This window comes from Cupriavidus sp. SHE, from assembly GCF_000812445.1.
GTDB lineage: Bacteria > Pseudomonadota > Gammaproteobacteria > Burkholderiales > Burkholderiaceae > Cupriavidus > Cupriavidus metallidurans.
On sequence record NZ_JWMB01000048.1, the window covers coordinates 16,163 to 31,057 of the forward strand.

Genomic DNA, 14,895 nt, shown 5'->3' on the forward strand with positions numbered 1-14,895 from the left:
CCACTCGCCGTTCCGCTGACACAACAATGGCACCCGGGCCTGCCAAATTTCGCTTTGACACCCGGGCCCATGCGTCTTATATTGGCCGCCATGAACACCGCCAACTTCATCCGACGCCGCGCTCGTACGTTGCTCCCATTCGGGGTGCCGCGCGGCTGACCGTCAACAGCGTCTGTTCAGGTCAACAAGCCACGGGCAATCCCCGTGGCTTTTTGCTTTTTTCGACTTTTAGTTTCATGCCGACCCCAGGAGTCCGCCATGGCATTTGCTGAGTTTCCCGTCCAATCCCTGATGTACATCACCAACCGGCCCGAACTGGTTTTCACCGAAGGCAAGGGGTCGTGGCTGACGGACCATAACGGCAAGCGCTATCTCGATTTCGTGCAGGGTTGGGCGGTCAACGCACTGGGCCATTCGAACGAAGGCATGATCCAGGCGCTGGAAAAGCAGGCGCGCAAGCTGCTCAACCCGAGCCCGGCGTTCTACAACGAGCCGATGCTGAAGCTGGCGCAGCAGCTCACCGATAACAGCTGCTTCGACAAGGTCTTCTTCGCCAACAGCGGCGCGGAAGCCAACGAAGGCGCGATCAAGCTCGCACGCAAGTGGGGCCGCAAGCACAAGAACGGCGCGTACGAGATCATCACGATGGACCACAGCTTCCATGGCCGCACGTTGGCGACCATGAGCGCGTCGGGCAAGGCCGGCTGGGACACGATCTTCGCGCCGCAGGTGCCGGGCTTCCCGAAGGCCGAGCTGAACGACCTGGCTTCGGTGGAAAAGCTGATCACCGACAAGACCGTTGGCATCATGCTCGAGCCGGTGCAGGGCGAAGGCGGCGTGATTCCCGCCACGCGCGAATTCATGCAGGGCCTGCGCGCGCTGGCCGACAAGCACAAGCTGCTGTTCATCGTCGATGAAGTGCAGACCGGCTGCGGCCGCTGCGGCACGCTGTTCGCGTATGAGCTGTCGGGTGTGGAGCCGGACATCATGACGCTCGGCAAGGGCATTGGTGGCGGCGTGCCGCTGTCCGCGCTGCTGTGCAAGGCCGATGTCGCCAGCTTCGAAGCCGGCGACCAGGGCGGCACGTACAACGGCAACCCACTGATGACAGCCGTGGGCAGCTCGGTCATGGAACAACTGACCGCGCCGGGCTTCCTGGACGACGTGAAGGCCAAGGGCGAATACCTGCGCGAGCAACTGCTGGTGCTGACGAAGGAATTCGGCCTGGGTGGCGAACGTGGTGAAGGCCTGCTGCGCGCGCTGGTGCTGGGCAAGGACATCGGCCCACAACTCGTGGAAGAAGCACGCGAGATGTCGCCGGTGGGCCTGCTGCTGAACGCGCCGCGCCCGAACCTGCTGCGCTTCATGCCCGCGCTGAACGTGACCCGCGAAGAGATCGACCAGATGATCGGCATGCTGCGCGAGTTGCTGAAGAAGCTGGCCTGACTTCACGCCATGCAATGAAAAATGCCTCGCTTTCGCGAGGCATTTTTTGTTTGAAGCACCGGGTGTCTGCTCCCCTCTCCCGCAAGCCGGAGACAGGAGCACCACCGGCCTTTTACTCCCCCAGATACGCGGCCCGCACCTTCGGATCGTCGAGCATCTGCTTTGCGTCGCCGCTCATCGTGATCAGGCCAGACTCCATCACGTAGCCGCGATGGGCCGCCTGCAGCGCCAGGCGCGCGTTCTGCTCGACCAGCAGAACGGTCACACCCTGCGACGACACCGTGCGCACCACCTCAAAGATCTTCTCGACCATGATCGGCGAGAGACCCATCGACGGCTCATCCAGCAACAACAGTTTCGGCTGGCTCATCAGCGCGCGGGCCATGGCCAGCATCTGTTGCTCGCCGCCAGACATCGTGCCGGCAAGCTGGTTGGCACGCTCCTTCAGGCGCGGGAACGTTTCGAACATGCGGTCGATGTCAGCCTTGATGCCGGCCTCGTCGTTGCGCGTGTACGCTCCCATCTGCAGGTTCTCGGTGATCGTCATGCGCGCGAACACGCCGCGGCCTTCCGGCACCATCGCCAGCCCTTGCTTGAGCAGCGCATAGCTGGGCACGCCCTTGATCGACTTGCCCATGTACTCCACGTCGCCGCCGGCCCAGCCCTGCAGGCCGGTGATGGCCTTCATGGTGGTGGTCTTGCCGGCGCCGTTGGCGCCGATCAGCGTCACGAGTTCGCCGTCTTTGATATCCAGGTCCACGCCCTTGACGGCCTGGATGCCGCCGTAGGCCACCTTCAGGCCCGAGATCTTCAGGATCGTCTGTGTCATTTGCGTCTCTCCCGCCTTAGTGCGCCGCTGCGCCGAGGTAAGCCTCGATCACGGCAGGATTGTTCTGCACTTCGTGCGGCAGGCCCTGCGCGATGACCTTGCCGTAGTCCAGCACGGTGAGGCGGTTGCACAAGCCCATCACAAGCTTGACGTCGTGTTCGATCAACAGGATGGTCTTGCCATCGTTCTTGATCTTCTCCAGCAGGCCTCGCAACTCCACCTTCTCGGTGGCGTTCATGCCGGCGGCGGGTTCATCCAGCGCCAGAAGCTTTGGCTCGGTGGCCAGCGCGCGGGCGATCTCCAGACGACGCTGGTGGCCGTACGACAGGTTGCGCGACGTGAAGTTGGCGTACTTGCCGATGCCAACGTACTCGAGCAGATCGTGGGCCATGTCTTCAACGGCCTCTTCTTCCTGACGCACCGCAGGCGGACGGAAGATGGCGCCGAACAGGCCTGCCTTGGTGCGCACGTGCCGGCCCACCATCACGTTTTCCAGCGCGGTCATGTCGCCGAACAGGCGGATGTTCTGGAACGTGCGCGCGATGCCAGCCTTGGCCACTTCGTGCACGGCAGTCGGCTGGTACGGCTTGCCGCCCAGCACGAACTCGCCGGAGTCCGGCGTGTACAGGCCCGTGATCACATTGAAGAACGTGGTCTTGCCGGCGCCGTTCGGGCCGATAAGTCCATAGATCTCACCCGGATTGATCTGCAGGCCCACATCGGACAGTGCCTGCAGGCCACCAAAACGTTTGTTGACCCCCTGTACGGACAGGAGGAAATCGGAATTGCTCATGTTGTCCCCCTGTTCAGAAACGACCGACACTGCCGGCACGACGCACAACCGGGCGGTCTTCCTTGCGTGGCGATGGCCACAGGCCGGCCGGGCGATAAAGCATCACGCCCACCAGGGCCAGACCGAACAACAACTGGCGCAGCACTTCGGCATCGACAATGACCTGGCCGAAGATGCCGGTCTGGATCGGTTCCGCCACGGCACGCAACAGCTCCTGGAAGCCCACCAGAAGGATGCCGCCCAGGATCACGCCCGGGATGTGGCCCATGCCGCCCAGCACCACGATCGCCAGGACGTAGATCGATTCCCACAACGTGAACGATTCCGGCGAGACGAAGCCCTGGAATGCGCCGAAAGTCGCACCTGATGCACCGCCAAACGAGGCGCCCATGGCAAAGGCCAGCAGCTTGATGTTGCGCGTGTTGATGCCCATCGCCTTGGCGGCGATCTCGTCTTCGCGGATGGCCACGAAGGCACGGCCGATACGCGAGTTCTGCAATCGCAGGCAGATAAACACGATGATGATGACCAGCGCCACCAGCAGGTAGTAGTACATGAACACCGGTGTGAACTTGAGCCCGAAGATCTCGTGCGACTTCGAGAAGTCGAAACCGAAGATGTGGACCGGATCCACTGCCGTGATGCCCTTGGGGCCGTTGGTGATGTTCACCGGACGGTCCAGGTTGTTCATGAAGATGCGGACGATCTCGCCGAAGCCCAGTGTCACGATGGCTAGGTAATCCCCGCGTAGTTTCAGCGTTGGCGCACCCAGCAGCACACCGAACGTGGCCGCCACCACCACAGCGATTGGCAGGACGAACCACATCGACAAGTGCAGTCCGTTAGGGAACAGCTGGTGGATCCACTCGAACTGGTTGGACAGGTGAGGCGAGCCGAGCAACGCCATCATGTAGGCGCCTACCGCGTAGAACGCGATGTAGCCCAGATCAAGCAGACCGGCAAAGCCGACCACGATGTTCAGGCCCAGCGCCAGCATGATGTAGAGCAGCGCGAAGTCGAGCACGCGCACCCAGTAGTTGCCGCCGAAGGTCTGGACGAAGAACGGCGCGCAGAGCGCGACCACCAGGAAGCCGACCAGCGCGGCCAGCGTCTTGGCCGGCACGCGCGACGGCGCCGCCACGGCTGTGGATGGAATCGGAGTATTCATGGATTCTCTCCCCTCAGGCGCGGTCAGCCACACGTTCGCCCATGATGCCGGACGGACGGAACACGAGCACGATGATCAGCACGATGAAGGCGAACACGTCCTGGTAGTTCGAGCCGAACACACCGTTGGTCAGGTCGCCGATGTAGCCCGCGCCAAGCGCCTCGATCAGGCCCAGCAGCATGCCCCCGACCATTGCGCCGGCCAGGTTGCCGATGCCGCCGAGCACCGCGGCGGTGAACGCCTTCAGGCCCGGGATGAAGCCCATGTAGAAGTGGGCATTGCCGTAGTTGGTGGCCATCATGACGCCGGCCAGCGCCGCAAGCGCCGCACCGATCATGAACGTGGCGGAAATCACGAAGTTGGGGTTGACGCCCATCAGGCCCGCCACCTTCTGGTTCTCGGCGGTGGCGCGCATGGCGCGGCCGAGCTTGGTACGGTTCACCAGGGCCAGCAGGCCCGCCATCACCATCACGGCCAGGCCGATGATGACGATTTCCTTGCCGGTGATCGTGGCGCCGGTGGAGCCGATGTCGATCGGGCTCGACGGCAGCAGTTGCGGGAACGTCAGCGGGTTACGCGACCAGATCAGCATCCCCATGGTCTGGAGAATGATCGAGACGCCGATCGCGGTAATAAGCGGGGCCAATCGTGGCGCGTTGCGCAACGGCCGGTAGGCCACGCGTTCGATGGTATAGGCCAGAACTGCACAGACGGGCATGGCGATCAGCGTGGCGATCACCAGCGTCAGCCATTCGGGCAGGCCGGGGGCGAACTTTTGCAGCCCCATGATTGCCGACAAAGCGGTCAGCGCGCCAATCATCAGCACATCGCCGTGCGCGAAGTTGATGATGCCCAGAATGCCGTAGACCATGGTGTAGCCCAGTGCGATCAGCGCGTAGATGCTGCCGAGCACAAGACCGTTCACGATCTGCTGGATAAAGATATCCATGAAAACTCCTGCTTCAGCCCCGATCCGGCCGGCATGGTGTGGATGCCTCGGATGGGACGGTAATGTTGGATAGGTCAGGTGTGGGTGTTGCTCTGCTGGTGTGCCTCCCGCCCTGTTCCACCCTTGGTAAGGATGCTGTCAACACGTTGGCGAGACTAAAAAGAACGGCACCGTAAAAGTGCTCACGGTGCCGTTCGTCTGGGCTGGTAAGCCCTGATTACATCTTCACGACGTCGAGGACGGACTTCTTCTTGTCCTTGTAGTCGTACAGCGTGATGGTGCCCTCCTTCATATCGCCCTTCTCGTCGAAGGCGATGTTGCCGATCACACCCTTGTAGTTCGTCTTCGGCATCTCGGCCAGGATGGCCGCCGCGTCGGTCGAATTGGCGCGCTTCATCGCGTCGACGATCACCATGACGGCGTCATAGGTGAACGGCGCGTAGATCTGCACCGGCGAGTTGAAACGTGCCTGGTAGCGCTTCTCGAAGTCGGCGCCCTTCTCCATCTTGGACAGTGCCAGACCGGCTTCCGAGCAGATGAGGTTGTCCACGGCGTCGCCAGCCAGTTCGGCTACCTTGTCGGTACAGACACCATCGCCGCCAACGATCTTCGCCGTGATGCCGAGTTCCTTGGCCTGCTTGGCGAACGGACCGCCGGTGGCGTCCATGCCGCCGTACATGATCACGTCGGGCTTCTTGCCCTTGATCTTGGTCAGAATGGCCTTGAAGTCGGTGGCCTTGTCGTTGGTGGCTTCACGTGCCACCACGTTCACGCCATCGGCCTTCGAGGTCTTCTCGAACTCATCGGCCAGGCCCTTGCCGTAGGCAGTGGCATCGTCAACGATGGCCACGGTCTTGGCGTGCAGGGTCTTGGCAGCGTAGTTGGCCAGTGCCGGACCTTGCTGGGCATCGGTCGCCACCACGCGATAGGTGGTCTTGAAGCCTTGCTTGGTGTAGTCGGGGTTGGTCGACGACGGCGAGATCTGGACGATGCCGGCATCGCTGTAGATCTTCGAAGCCGGGATCGACACGCCCGAGTTCAGGTGGCCCACCACGGCCACGACCTTGGCGTCCACCAGCTTCTGGGCCACGGCGGTACCGGTCTTCGGATCGGCCGCGTCGTCTTCGCCAACCAGTTCCAGCTTGATCTTCTTGCCGTTGATGGTCAGGCCATCCTTGTTGACCTCTTCCACGGCCAGGCGGGCGCCGTTCTCGTTGTCCTTGCCAAGGTGGGCAATGCCACCGGTCAGGGGCGCCGCGTGACCGATCTTGACGATGGTCTCGCCGCCACTCGTGTCGGCTGCCGCCGTGGCAGCGGGTGCCGGTGCGGCCGATTCCACCGGCTTTTCTTCTTTCTTGCCACATGCAGCGACCAGCGCCACAGCGGCCGCGATCGGCAGAATCTTGGCAAACGTGAATTGCATGAGTGATCTCCTAGGATTCACAAAAACAGGGAATAAAACACGCCTCCCGGACGTATTCCCCGAACCGCCTTTGTTTAGTTTCAATTTGAAACGCGCGAATTGTATCCCCTTTCTTTGTAGATGCAATACGCGACGCAACAACCTGAACCTTTTACCCGCCAAATGAGCTAGGGAATTTCCCCAATGCACAAAATGGGGCAATCTCCGCTCACTTGGCAGACCCGTCACATACCCTTACAAGAATCGTGCCCAGCCCCCGCCTAGCCAGGCGGCACCGCCGTATAAGCATTGCCGGAGCCACCTATAATCACCAACTATTAATTAGGCATTTCATTTCAAATGCAAGATTGCCTCTCTAATGTGCAGAATATGTCGCCGCCCCAAAATAGGGAAAACCCCAGCATCGGGGATTACCCTGTATTGTCTGCGTGTATAGACACGCGAGAAACGTATTAATAAAGAAACGGCTATTACAGAAGTATTGGACGAGGAACAAATGCGCGGCGGCAACGAACGTGCGGAATGACACCCAAGCACCAATCATGGGCGGGAGAAAGGCGGTGCGAATTGCTGGGGAGGGATTTCGGCGCGGACACCGTCACGCGTGCGCGTGAGGTGTCCGGCAGGGACGAGGCAGGCAGAGCGCCCGGCCTCGGGAACTCAGGACTTCAGGATCAGGACTGGACCGACACGCTGGCCAGGCCGCGCGGCAGCGGGAACGACATGTTCTCTTCCACGCCCTCGAGCGCACGCACGCTCTTGACACCGAAGGTCCGCAGACGCTCGACGATTGCCTGGGCGAGCGCCTCGGGCGCCGAGGCGCCAGCCGTCAGGCCGATGCGGCGCTTGCCAGTCACCCATTCCGGCTTGAGCTGTTCCGGATCGTCCACCATGTACGCTGGCACGCCCAGACGGTCGGCCAGTTCGCGCAGGCGGTTCGAGTTCGAGCTGTTCGGGCTGCCCACCACGATCACCACTTCCACCTGCGGCACCATGAACTTCACGGCGTCCTGGCGGTTCTGCGTCGCGTAGCAGATGTCCTGCTTCTTCGGCTCGCGGATCTGCGGGAAGCGGACCTTGAGCGCGGCCACGATCTCGGCGGTTTCGTCCACCGACAGCGTGGTCTGCGTGACGTAGGCCAGCTGTTGCGGATCGGCAACGACCAGACGATTCACGTCGTCCACCGATTCCACCAGCAACATCCCGTGTTCGGATTGGCCCATGGTGCCTTCCACTTCGGGGTGGCCCCGGTGGCCGATCATGATGATCTCGCAACCCTCGCCGCGCATCTTGCCGACTTCCACGTGCACCTTGGTCACCAGCGGGCAGGTGGCATCGAAAACGGTCAGGCCTCGCGCGGTGGCGTCGGCGCGCACTTCCTTCGATACGCCATGGGCGCTGAAGATAACCGTCGAGCCCTGCGGCACTTCGTCGAGCTCGTCGACGAAGATCGCGCCTTTCTTGCGCAGGTCGGCCACCACATAGGCGTTGTGGACGATCTCGTGGCGCACATAGATAGGGGCGCCGAACCGCGACAGCGCGCGTTCGACGATTTCGATCGCACGATCGACGCCCGCGCAGAAGCCGCGCGGCTGCGCCATCAGGATCTCGGCATCGGCAGGGACAGTGGTTTCGGTCATGCTGCGTTCCGTTACAACGGCAGACATCAGAGAATTCCGATCAGCTGGACGTCGAACAGAATTGCCTGTCCGGCCAGCGGGTGGTTGAAATCGAAAAGCGCGGCGGTCTCGCCGTACTCCTTGAGCACGCCGGCGTACTTGCCGCCGCCGGGCGCGTTGAATTCGACAAGGTCGCCCGGCGCGTAGTCTTCCTCGAACGAGCTGTTCTCGCGCAGCGTGGCCAGCGAGACCCATTGCAGCAGTTCAGGATTGCGCGGGCCGAACGCCTGTTCGGGGGCCAGGCGATAGAGGGTGCGCTCGCCTTCGGCCATCCCCAGCAGCGCCTGTTCCAGCGTCGGAACGAGCTGACCCTGGCCAAGCAGCAGCGTGGCGGGCTTTTCCTCGAACGTGCTCACCACTTCGGTGCCGTTTTCGAGGGCGATGCTGTAATGAAGCGTCAGGAAGGAGTCTGCCTGGACGGTCTTGCGCGCAGGCGCGGCGTCACGTTCGGCCTGGGCCGCAGTAGATTGCAAAGTCATGGGAGTCAACCGGTCAACAGCCGCCATTGTATGCGACTAGACCATCCGCCGTTGGGCTGCTCGCGCTGGCAACTCGGAAAACCTTGAGGAAACACATCCCGGAAGAGACTGGACAGCACTCGCCGGGGCCGTTACATTGTGGGCCCCGTCGATCTCCGGTCGACGGCAGAACATGACCGGCCCATCCGTCAGCCCATGACGTGACGCAAGCAGCACGATGCAACGGCCCGCTTCCGAATCTGTCGGAAGGCATTGATTCGTCGCTCGTTTCCGGTCTATAATGTTCGTTTCGCTGAAGTACCAATCCGCTGCAGTCCGGGCCCGCGCGCCTTTTGTTGATCTGTTGCGAACATTGTCCACGAATAAGATTTAGGAGTGCTTCATGGCACGCGTCTGTCAAGTGACCGGGAAAGCGCCGATGGTCGGCAACAACGTTTCCCACGCAAACAACAAGACCAAGCGCCGTTTTCTGCCCAACCTGCAGAACCGCCGCTTCTTCGTTGAATCGGAAAACCGCTGGGTGAGCCTGCGCGTCTCGAACGCCGGTCTGCGCCTGATCGACAAGAAAGGCATCGACGCCGTGCTCGCAGACCTGCGCGCACGCGGCGAAGTCTAATTAGGAGTACACCATGGCCAGCAAAGGCGGACGCGACAAGATCAAGCTGGAATCGACCGCAGGTACCGGTCATTTCTACACGACCACCAAAAACAAGCGCACCATGCCGGAAAAGATGGAGATCTCGAAGTTCGATCCCGTCGCCCGTAAGCATGTGCCTTACAAGGAAACCAAGATCAAGTAATTGATCTACGGTCTTCAGCCAAAAGCCCCGCACTAGCGGGGCTTTTTGTTTCTGGGCGGCCGTCCGGCAATCGCCGCCAAACCTTGCCGGCCAAGGGGAAGGTGTAACAGTCTGGTGCAGGTGGGTGTAGACTTGCGAGCTTTCCCCCAACGCTCTTTCGCCCTCGCGCGATCCCTGCACCATGAACTACGACGTCGCGATCGTCGGCAGCGGGCTGGCCGGCCTTACCGTCGCTTTGCAGCTTGCCGATACCCACCGGGTTGTCATCCTCAGCAAACGCGCCATGACAACGGGGGCAAGCGATTGGGCCCAGGGCGGAATCGCCGCGGTGCTCGACTCGGGCGATAGTCACGACGAACACACGCAGGACACGCTGGTTGCAGGTGCCGGACTTTGCGACGAGGATGCGACGCGCTTCATCGTGGAGCATGGCCGCGAAGCGATCCAATGGCTGATCGACCGCGGGGTGCCGTTCACGCGCGACGAACAGGCCGAACTCGGCTTCCACCTCACCCGCGAAGGCGGGCATAGCCGCCGCCGCATCATCCACGTTGCCGACGCCACGGGCCATGCGGTGGTGACCACGCTGGCCGAGCAGGCCCGCCAGCATCCGAACATCACGATCCTCGAAGACCAGTTCGCGGTCGATCTGATCACGTCCGCCAAGCTCGGGCTGCCCGGCAACCGCTGCTATGGCCTGTACGTGCTCAATGCGGAAACGGGCGAAGTGCGCACGCTCACGGCCACGCATACGGTGCTGGCCGCCGGCGGCGCGGGCAAGGTCTACCTCTATACGACCAACCCCGATACGGCTACCGGCGACGGCATCGCCATGGCCTGGCGCGCGGGCTGCCGGGTGTCGAACATGGAATTCATCCAGTTCCATCCGACCTGCCTCTATCACCCCTACGCGAAGTCGTTCCTGATCTCGGAAGCCGTGCGCGGCGAAGGCGGCCTGCTGAGGCTGCCGGATGGCACGCGCTTCATGCCCGAGCATGACGCCCGCGCCGAACTGGCGCCGCGTGACGTGGTAGCCCGCGCCATCGACTTCGAAATGAAGAAGCGCGGCCTGGATTGCGTGTATCTCGACATCACGCACCAGCCCGTGTCGTTCCTCAAGGAACACTTCCCGACGATCTACGCCCGCTGCCTGGAACTCGGCATCGATATCGCACGCGAGCCGATTCCCGTGGTGCCGGCCGCGCACTACACCTGTGGTGGCGTGGTCACCGATACGGCGGGCCGCACCGATCTCGGCAATCTCTACGCGGTTGGCGAGACGGGCTGCACGGGCCTGCACGGCGCCAACCGCCTGGCGTCGAACTCGCTGCTCGAATGCATGGTGATCGGCCGTGCCGCGGCTGCGGACATTGCCTCGCAAGGCAAGGCCGACGCGCCGGACATCACGCTGCCGGCCTGGGACGAGAGCCGCGTATCGGATGCCGACGAGGAAGTCGTCGTCTCGCACAACTGGGATGAGCTGCGCCGCCTGATGTGGAACTACGTCGGCATCGTGCGCACCGACAAGCGGCTGGAGCGCGCGCAGCATCGGATCGGCATGCTGCGCGAGGAGATCGCCGAGTACTACGCGAATTTCCGCGTTACCCGCGATCTGTTGGAATTGCGCAACCTGGTGGAAGTGGCGTCGCTGATCGTCGACAGCGCCTACTCGCGCCACGAAAGCCGTGGCCTGCACTTCAGCCGTGACTATCCGGAAACGCTGCCGAAGGCGCTGCCTACCGTGCTGCAACCGCTGACGGGCCGCGCGGCAAGCCGCCGGAAGGTCTGAGCCTCCGGCGACAGCCCAGGACCAGATTCAGCCGACGATGCGCAGCGAATAATCGGTCGCGCGCACATCCTTGGTGAGGGCGCCGACCGAGATCCGGTCGACGCCGGTTTCGGCGAAACGGCGAATCGTTTCGTAGTTCACCCCGCCCGACACCTCGAGCAGCGCGCGCTCGCGGTTGATCGTCACGGCCTCTCGCATCATTTCCAGCGAGAAGTTGTCGATCAGCACGGACTTCGCGCCTGCCGCCAGCGCCTCTTCCAGTTCGGCGATCGATTCAACCTCGATCTGGATCGAAGCATCGGTGCCAAGCGCCAGCGCCGCTTCCATCGCCGCCGCGATACCGCCCGCTGCCGCGATGTGGTTCTCCTTGATCAGGATGCCGTCGTATAGCGCCAGGCGCTGGTTCTCCCCGCCTCCGATCCTCACCGCATACTTCTGCGCAAGCCGCAGGCCCGGCAGCGTCTTGCGCGTATCGAGCACGCGTGCGCGCGTATCGGCGATCAGATCGGCGTAACGGCGAGTGGCCGACGCCACGCCGGAGAGCAGTTGCAGGAAATTCAGCGATGGCCGCTCGGCGGTCAGCAACGCGCGTGCCGGCCCGGTGATTTCGCAGACCACGTCGTCCGGCGCCAGACGCACGCCCTCGTCCTTTTGCCACGTTACCTGCAGCCTCTCGTCGATGGCTTGCATGCAGGCGTCGAACCACGGGCGACCGCATAGCACGGCAGCTTCGCGAACAATCACGCGGGCGTGCACGGGCTTGTCGGCCGGCACCAGCAGACCGGTCAGGTCACCAGTCCCCACATCCTCGGCAATCGCCGCCTTGACGTTGGCGGCCACCGCCACACGCAGCGCGGGGCCGTAGCTATCGAATACGGAATTCACGCTCATGCCGGGCCGACTCCGCTGAACAGTGCCGATTCCTTGGCGAGATCGGCTGCGGGGCGAACATTGGCTTTCTGCTGCGCGGCGAAATCGAGCATCCGGTTGATACACGTTACGGCGCGTCGTCCGATGTCGGCGTCGACGTGAATTTCGTTGCGGCCGGTCTCGAGGACTTCGGCCAGGTTGGTCAGCGCATTCATGGCCATCCACGGGCAATGCGCGCAGCTCTTGCAGGTGGCGCTGTTGCCGGCGGTCGGGGCCTCGATGAACATCTTGCCCGGCGCGGCCATGCGCATCTTGTGCAGGATGCCGTTATCGGTGGCGACGATGAATTCGTTGGCGTCCAACTGCTGGGCCGCGGCGATCAGCTGGCTGGTCGAGCCAACCACATCAGCCTGCGCAACCACGTTGGCCGGCGATTCCGGGTGGACCAGGATCTTGGCCTTCGGATGCTCGCGGCGCAGCAGATCGAGTTCGATACCCTTGAACTCGTCGTGCACCAGGCACGAGCCCTGCCACAGCAGCATATCGGCGCCGGTCTGCTGCTGGATGTAGCTGCCCAGATGCTTGTCCGGTGCCCACAGGATCTTCTCGCCGCGCGCGTGCAGATGCTCGACGATCTTCAGGCCAATGCTCGACGTCACCATCCAGTCGGCGCGCGCCTTCACCGCCGCGCTGGTGTTGGCATAGACCACCACGGTGCGATCCGGGTGCGCATCACAAAATGCCGCGAAATCGTCGGCCGGGCAGCCCAGGTCCAGCGAGCAGGTGGCGTCCAGATCCGGCATCAGGATCGTCTTCTCGGGGCTCAGGATCTTGGCGGTCTCGCCCATGAATCGCACGCCGGCCACCACGAGCGTCTTGGCCTCGTGATCGCGCCCGAAACGGGCCATTTCCAGCGAATCGGACACGCAGCCGCCGGTTTCCTCGGCAAGATCCTGCAGGTCGGCATCGACGTAGTAATGCGCCACCAGCACCGCATTGCGCTCTTTCAACAACTTGCGAATGCGGGACTTGAGCGCCTGGCGCTCATCGGGTGTCAGCGCCGGGGGCACCTTGGCCCAGGCGTGCGCGACGCAGCTACCACCGGCGGCCGCGTCAGGGTCCGTCAGGTTCGGCTTCTCGAACTCGACGCTCTTGATCGTTTGTGGGGTCATCTCTGCAGTACTCCTCGGCGCACCGTTGGCTGCCGCGCTGTGGACGCGCGGTCTGTGCCATCACATGGAGAAGTTTAGCCAAAAGAAAAGCCCCGCCTGGGGCGGGGCTTTGTAGCCATGACGGGCGCGTCGGCGATTGTATCAGGCGTACCGGCGCAGGCGCAGCGAAAACTCCTGCAGCGCCTGGATCCCGCTGGCTTCAGCGCGATGGCACCAAGCCTGCAGCTGAGCCAGCAGTTGCTCGCGAGTCAGGTTCGAGCGGCCCCAGATCACAGCCAGTTCGCGGCGCATTTCCACGAACGTGCTCAGCATCTTGTTTTGCTCGACGATGGTCGCCAATTGCTGACGTTGCGGCGCAGCCAGCTTGGTTTCCTCGCGGTGGAACCACTTGCGGGCCGGCTTGAAGCTCGAGTACTCGGGCGTGTTGCCTTCCTTGTGCTTGCGCAGTTCATCCTTGTAGGCGGACTTCAGCGTCTTGGCATAGCGAGCCATCACGTCGTAGCGGTTAGCGATGATCGCTTCCAGCGTGTTGTGATCCACCGGACGGGCCTCCACCAGGCGAGCCTTGGGCGGGATCTTCTTGACCTTGGCCAAGCCCACCGACTGCATCGCGCGGATGTACCACCAGCCCACGTCGATCTCGTACCACTTGATCGAGAACTTGGCCGACGTCGGATAGGTGTGATGGTTGTTGTGCAGCTCTTCACCACCGATGATGAAGCCCCACGGCGACACGTTGGTCGATGCGTCTTCGCAGTCGTAGTTGCGATAGCCCCAGTAGTGGCCCAGGCCATTGATGATGCCGGCGGCATGGATCGGGATCCAGAGCATCTGCACCGCCCACACGGACATGCCGACCAGGCCGAACAGGGCCAGGTCGATGATCAGCATCAGCGCCACGCCTTGCCAGGAGAAGCGCGAGTACAGATTGCGCTCGATCCAGTCATCGGGCGTGCCGTGACCGAACTTGGTGACGGTTTCCTTATTCTTGGCCTCGGCGCGATACAACTCGGCGCCTTCCAGCAGCACCTTGCGGATGCCGCGGGTCTGCGGGCTGTGCGGATCGTCTTCGGTTTCGCACTTGGCGTGGTGCTTGCGGTGAATCGCGGTCCACTCCTTGGTCACCATGCCCGTGGTCATCCACAGCCAGAAACGGAAGAAATGCTGGGCGATCGGATGCAGGTCCAGCGACCGGTGCGCCATGCAGCGGTGCAGGAAAATAGTCACGCCGGCGATCGTGATGTGCGTCATCACGAGCGTGTAGATCACGATCTCCCACCAGGACCAGTTGGCGAGGCCGTTGGCGGCCCAATCAAGAATTGAGTCGAACAAACTGTGTTCTCCGTCTAAAAAACGAGGGATGCAGTGCGGCACTACCATGCAACGCACCAAACGCGCAGAAAAAAGACTGCAAATTCAACGATTGCGATAGCTTTCTGGCGCTGGCGCAATCCTGCGTAGGTGGCAGGAGCCGGGCCGAGGCACGAACCGCTGCAAT

Annotated in this window: 14 protein-coding genes; 4 read left to right on the forward strand and 10 right to left on the reverse strand. The window is 62.5% G+C overall.

The genetic code is table 11. The features are described 5' to 3' along the window. Nucleotides 1–258 precede the first annotated feature (258 nt). Nucleotides 259–1,446: an acetylornithine transaminase gene (locus RN01_RS22815; RefSeq protein WP_008644896.1), complete on the forward strand. Its 1,188-nt coding sequence runs from the start codon at nucleotides 259–261 to the stop codon at nucleotides 1,444–1,446. 112 nt (nucleotides 1,447–1,558) lie between these two features. On the opposite strand, the gene RN01_RS22820 is transcribed toward RN01_RS22815, so the two are convergent. The 7 genes from RN01_RS22820 to RN01_RS22850 all read right to left on the reverse strand — a co-directional run bounded on the left by RN01_RS22820 (nucleotide 1,559) and on the right by RN01_RS22850 (nucleotide 8,766). Beyond that, a complete protein-coding gene (locus RN01_RS22820; protein ID WP_011517419.1) occupies nucleotides 1,559–2,275 on the reverse strand; it encodes an ABC transporter ATP-binding protein in 717 nt (238 codons plus the stop codon). 16 nt (nucleotides 2,276–2,291) lie between these two features. Beyond that, nucleotides 2,292–3,068: an ABC transporter ATP-binding protein gene (locus tag RN01_RS22825; protein WP_011517420.1), complete on the reverse strand. Its 777-nt coding sequence runs from the start codon at nucleotides 3,066–3,068 to the stop codon at nucleotides 2,292–2,294. A 13-nt stretch (nucleotides 3,069–3,081) separates the two neighbouring features. Next, complete coding sequence (locus RN01_RS22830) at nucleotides 3,082–4,236, reverse strand: ABC transporter ATP-binding protein (RefSeq protein WP_017510743.1); 1,155 nt, start codon at nucleotides 4,234–4,236, stop codon at nucleotides 3,082–3,084. Between the two features lie 13 nt (nucleotides 4,237–4,249). Beyond that, a complete protein-coding gene (locus RN01_RS22835; protein WP_008644904.1) occupies nucleotides 4,250–5,185 on the reverse strand; it encodes a branched-chain amino acid ABC transporter permease in 936 nt (311 codons plus the stop codon). A 217-nt stretch (nucleotides 5,186–5,402) separates the two neighbouring features. Next, nucleotides 5,403–6,608, reverse strand: a complete 1,206-nt coding sequence (locus RN01_RS22840) for a branched-chain amino acid ABC transporter substrate-binding protein (RefSeq protein ID WP_011517421.1) — start codon at nucleotides 6,606–6,608, stop codon at nucleotides 5,403–5,405. A gap of 674 nt (nucleotides 6,609–7,282) precedes the next feature. Further along, complete coding sequence (gene ispH / locus RN01_RS22845) at nucleotides 7,283–8,275, reverse strand: 4-hydroxy-3-methylbut-2-enyl diphosphate reductase (protein WP_011517422.1); 993 nt, start codon at nucleotides 8,273–8,275, stop codon at nucleotides 7,283–7,285. Further along, on the reverse strand, nucleotides 8,275–8,766 hold the full coding sequence (locus RN01_RS22850; RefSeq protein ID WP_008644907.1) for a peptidylprolyl isomerase: 492 nt from the start codon (nucleotides 8,764–8,766) through the stop codon (nucleotides 8,275–8,277). Before RN01_RS22850 ends, ispH begins: the two co-directional genes overlap by 1 nt. A gap of 382 nt (nucleotides 8,767–9,148) precedes the next feature. On the opposite strand from RN01_RS22850, the gene rpmB reads away from it, so the two are divergent. The 3 genes from rpmB to nadB all read left to right on the forward strand — a co-directional run bounded on the left by rpmB (nucleotide 9,149) and on the right by nadB (nucleotide 11,355). Further along, nucleotides 9,149–9,382, forward strand: coding sequence for a 50S ribosomal protein L28 (rpmB, locus tag RN01_RS22855; RefSeq protein ID WP_008644908.1), 234 nt, complete (start codon nucleotides 9,149–9,151; stop codon nucleotides 9,380–9,382). Between the two features lie 13 nt (nucleotides 9,383–9,395). Then, nucleotides 9,396–9,566, forward strand: coding sequence for a 50S ribosomal protein L33 (gene rpmG, locus RN01_RS22860; RefSeq protein WP_008644909.1), 171 nt, complete (start codon nucleotides 9,396–9,398; stop codon nucleotides 9,564–9,566). Nucleotides 9,567–9,747: 181 nt separating this feature from the next. Next, nucleotides 9,748–11,355 carry an L-aspartate oxidase gene (gene nadB, locus RN01_RS22865; protein WP_017514133.1) on the forward strand — a complete coding sequence of 536 codons (1,608 nt, stop codon included), beginning with the start codon at nucleotides 9,748–9,750 and terminating at the stop codon, nucleotides 11,353–11,355. 27 nt (nucleotides 11,356–11,382) lie between these two features. Here the strand turns inward: nadB and nadC are convergent, their stop codons facing one another. The 3 genes from nadC to RN01_RS22880 all read right to left on the reverse strand — a co-directional run bounded on the left by nadC (nucleotide 11,383) and on the right by RN01_RS22880 (nucleotide 14,729). Then, the gene (gene nadC, locus RN01_RS22870; protein ID WP_017514132.1) at nucleotides 11,383–12,246 is read right to left on the reverse strand and encodes a carboxylating nicotinate-nucleotide diphosphorylase; all 864 of its coding nucleotides are present in this window, start codon (nucleotides 12,244–12,246) and stop codon (nucleotides 11,383–11,385) included. After that, nucleotides 12,243–13,397 carry a quinolinate synthase NadA gene (nadA, locus tag RN01_RS22875; protein WP_017514131.1) on the reverse strand — a complete coding sequence of 385 codons (1,155 nt, stop codon included), beginning with the start codon at nucleotides 13,395–13,397 and terminating at the stop codon, nucleotides 12,243–12,245. The genes nadC and nadA overlap by 4 nt, the downstream gene beginning before the upstream one ends. 141 nt (nucleotides 13,398–13,538) lie before the next feature. Then, the gene (locus tag RN01_RS22880; protein WP_017514130.1) at nucleotides 13,539–14,729 is read right to left on the reverse strand and encodes an acyl-CoA desaturase; all 1,191 of its coding nucleotides are present in this window, start codon (nucleotides 14,727–14,729) and stop codon (nucleotides 13,539–13,541) included. Between the last annotated feature and the right edge of the window lie 166 nt (nucleotides 14,730–14,895).

Coding starts and splice junctions, on each gene's coding strand:
- RN01_RS22820 (WP_011517419.1), bottom strand. CDS start 2,275: ATGACACAGACGATCCTGAAGATCTCGGGCCTGAAGGTGGCCTACGGC.
- ispH (WP_011517422.1), bottom strand. CDS start 8,275: ATGTCTGCCGTTGTAACGGAACGCAGCATGACCGAAACCACTGTCCCT.
- RN01_RS22840 (WP_011517421.1), bottom strand. CDS start 6,608: ATGCAATTCACGTTTGCCAAGATTCTGCCGATCGCGGCCGCTGTGGCG.
- nadC (WP_017514132.1), bottom strand. CDS start 12,246: ATGAGCGTGAATTCCGTATTCGATAGCTACGGCCCCGCGCTGCGTGTG.
- nadA (WP_017514131.1), bottom strand. CDS start 13,397: ATGACCCCACAAACGATCAAGAGCGTCGAGTTCGAGAAGCCGAACCTG.
- RN01_RS22850 (WP_008644907.1), bottom strand. CDS start 8,766: ATGACTTTGCAATCTACTGCGGCCCAGGCCGAACGTGACGCCGCGCCT.
- rpmB (WP_008644908.1), top strand. CDS start 9,149: ATGGCACGCGTCTGTCAAGTGACCGGGAAAGCGCCGATGGTCGGCAAC.
- RN01_RS22835 (WP_008644904.1), bottom strand. CDS start 5,185: ATGGATATCTTTATCCAGCAGATCGTGAACGGTCTTGTGCTCGGCAGC.
- RN01_RS22825 (WP_011517420.1), bottom strand. CDS start 3,068: ATGAGCAATTCCGATTTCCTCCTGTCCGTACAGGGGGTCAACAAACGT.
- nadB (WP_017514133.1), top strand. CDS start 9,748: ATGAACTACGACGTCGCGATCGTCGGCAGCGGGCTGGCCGGCCTTACC.
- rpmG (WP_008644909.1), top strand. CDS start 9,396: ATGGCCAGCAAAGGCGGACGCGACAAGATCAAGCTGGAATCGACCGCA.
- RN01_RS22815 (WP_008644896.1), top strand. CDS start 259: ATGGCATTTGCTGAGTTTCCCGTCCAATCCCTGATGTACATCACCAAC.
- RN01_RS22830 (WP_017510743.1), bottom strand. CDS start 4,236: ATGAATACTCCGATTCCATCCACAGCCGTGGCGGCGCCGTCGCGCGTG.